General features: G+C 71.9%; 2 protein-coding genes. Both read right to left on the bottom strand.

Going from position 1 to position 2,884, the window contains the following annotated elements; translation table 11 throughout:
• The coding region (locus H5J30_RS25160; protein WP_181789641.1) for an RNA degradosome polyphosphate kinase at positions 1–2,239 on the bottom strand (2,239 nt) is incomplete at its 3' end.
• Positions 2,240–2,387: 148 nt separating this feature from the next.
• The coding region (gene mshD, locus H5J30_RS25165; RefSeq protein WP_181789642.1) for a mycothiol synthase at positions 2,388–2,884 on the bottom strand (497 nt) is incomplete at its 5' end.

The raw sequence follows: 2,884 nt of genomic DNA on the forward strand, positions 1-2,884 counted from the left end.
GCCTCCGGGCGTCGATGAGCATTTCCTGTACGTTCGCCAGCCGGCTCCCCGCGTCGTCCACCGCGTTGCGCGTCCAGTCGCCGTTGGAGTCCAGGTGCCAGGAGTCGACGGTGTCCGACATCCCCGTCTCCAGCAGCCGGTTCAGCGCCTCGCGGTGCGCCGGGTCCGCGACCCGGACGAGCGCCTCGATGCGCCGGTCGAGGTTGCGGTGCATCATGTCCGCGCTGCCGATCCACACCTCCGGCTCGCCCCCGTTGCCGAAGGCGAAGACCCGGGAGTGCTCCAGGAACCGGCCCAGGATGCTGCGTACCCGGATGTTCTCCGACAGGCCCGCCACCCCCGGCCGCACCGCGCAGATGCCGCGCACCCAGATGTCGACCGGCACGCCCGCCGTCGACGCCCGGTAGCAGGCGTCGATGACGGCCTCGTCGACGATCGAGTTGACCTTGATGCGTACGTACGCGGGCTGGCCGGCCCGGTGGTGCGTGATCTCGCGGTGGATCCGGTGGACGAGGCCCTCGCGCACCGACGTGGGCGCGACCAGCAGCCGGCGGTAGTTCTCCCGCCGCGAGTAGCCGGAGAGCCGGTTGAAGAGGTCGGAGAGGTCCGCGCCGACCTGCGGGTCGGCCGTCAGCAGGCCCAGGTCCTCGTAGAGCCGGGCGGTCTTGGGGTGGTAGTTGCCGGTGCCGACGTGGCTGTAGCGGCGCAGGGTCTCGCCCTCCTGCCGTACGACCAGCGACAGCTTGCAGTGCGTCTTCAGCCCGACGAGCCCGTACACGACGTGGCAGCCCGCCTCCTCCAGCTTCCGCGCCCACTTGATGTTCGCCTGCTCGTCGAAGCGCGCCTTCAGCTCCACCAGCACCAGCACCTGCTTGCCGCTCTCCGCCGCGTCGATCAGGGCGTCGACGATCGGCGAGTCACCGGAGGTGCGGTACAGCGTCTGCTTGATGGCGAGCACGTCCGGGTCGGCCGCCGCCTGCTCCAGGAACGCCTGGACGGAGGTGGAGAAGGAGTCGTACGGGTGGTGCAGCAGCACGTCGCGCTCGCGCAGCGCCGCGAAGATGTCCGGCGCCGACGCCGACTCGACCTCGGCGAGGTCGCGGTGCGTGCCGGCGACGAACTTCGGGTACTTCAGCTCCGGCCGCTCCTGCGTGGCGATGCCGAAGAGCCCGGTGAGGTCGAGGGGTCCCGGCAGCGGGTAGACCTCGGCCTCGGAGATCTTCAGCTCGCGGACCAGCAGGTCCAGCACGTACGGGTCGATGGACTCCTCCACCTCCAGCCGCACCGGCGGCCCGAAGCGGCGCCGCATCAGCTCCTTCTCCAGCGCCTTGAGCAGGTTCTCCGCGTCGTCCTCCTCGACCTCCAGGTCCTCGTTGCGCGTGACCCGGAAGGCGTGGTGCGCGAGGACCTCCATGCCCGGGAAGAGGTCTTCGAGGTGCGCGGCGATGACGTCCTCCAGCGGTACGAACCGCTGTGCGCCGCCGACGGAGGCGGTCTCCAGCAGCCGCGGCAGCAGCGGCGGCACCTTGACGCGGGCGAAGTGCCGGTGGCCGCTGACGGGGTTGCGGACGACGACCGCGAGGTTCAGGGACAGCCCCGATATGTACGGGAACGGGTGCGCCGGGTCGACGGCCAGCGGCGTCAGCACGGGGTAGATCTGCTGCCGGAAGAGGGTGAAGAGCCGGGCCTGCTCCTTCTCGCCCAGGTCGGCCCAGCGGATCAGCTGGATGCCCTCGTCGGCCAGCGCCGGCTGCACGTCCTGCTGGAAGCAGGCGGCGTGCCGCGCCATCAGCTCGCGCGAGCGGTTCCAGATCAGGTCCAGCACCTCGCGCGGCTGCAGCCCGGAGGCGGAGCGGGTGGCGACGCCGGTGGCGATGCGGCGCTTGAGGCCGGCGACGCGCACCATGAAGAACTCGTCCAGGTTGCTGGCGAAGATCGCCAGGAAGTTCGCGCGCTCCAGCAGCGGAGTGGCCGGGTCCTCGGCCAGCTCCAGGACCCGTTCGTTGAACGCCAGCCAGCTGCGCTCGCGGTCCAGGAAGCGGCCCTGGGGCAGTTCCTCGTCCGCCTCCTGGCCGTCGTAGTCGTCGGCGTCGGCGTCGATGTCCGGGTCGATCTGCTGGGCCGCCCGCTGCATGGCGGGGGCCACCGCGTGCGGGCGGCGGGCGGCGATCGAGCCCACCGACGGCTGGGCCGGCTGCGCGGGCTGGGCGGCGGTGACGAGGGGCGAGCTGTCGTCCATGCCCCTATTCTCCCGTGTCCGGGCCTGACCCGGCACGGTGGAGACGTTCGCGGCGGAGCGCTGCATCCACCGATGCTCGCAACCGAGGTTGAACCGAGGGTAACGACGCGGCCAACCCTCGGTGCCGGTACGGGCCCGCCCGCCCCGGTCAGCCCTCCGTGCGGTACATCAGGTCCGTCTCGTGCGTGCGGAAGCCCATCCCCTCGTAGACCGCGACCGCCGGGGCGTTGTCGGCGTCCACGTACAGCATGGCCGTCGGCATGCTGCGGTCGTACGCCAGATGGCGCAGCCCGATCGTCGTCAGCGCCTTGCCGAGGCCGCCGCCCTGCGCGTCGGGGTGCACCCCCAGGACGTACACCTCGCCGAGCTGCTCCGCGCTGTGCACCTTCGTCCAGTGGAAGCCGACGACCTTCCCGGCGCGCTCGGCGAGGAAGAAGCCGCGCGGGTCGAACCACGGCTCCGCCTCGCGGTCGTCCAGGTCCGCCTGCGTCAGCGAGCCCTGCTCGGGGTGGTGGGCGAAGGCGGCGGCGTTGACGGCCAGCCACTCCGCGTCGTCCTCGCCCGGCCGGAACGTACGCACCGCGACCCCCGCCGGCAGCCGCGCCTCCGGGGCGCCCTCCCCGGCGAACCCGTCGAGCGGCATGC

Source organism: Streptomyces phytophilus (assembly GCF_013870535.1).
Classification (GTDB): domain Bacteria; phylum Actinomycetota; class Actinomycetes; order Streptomycetales; family Streptomycetaceae; genus Streptomyces; species Streptomyces phytophilus.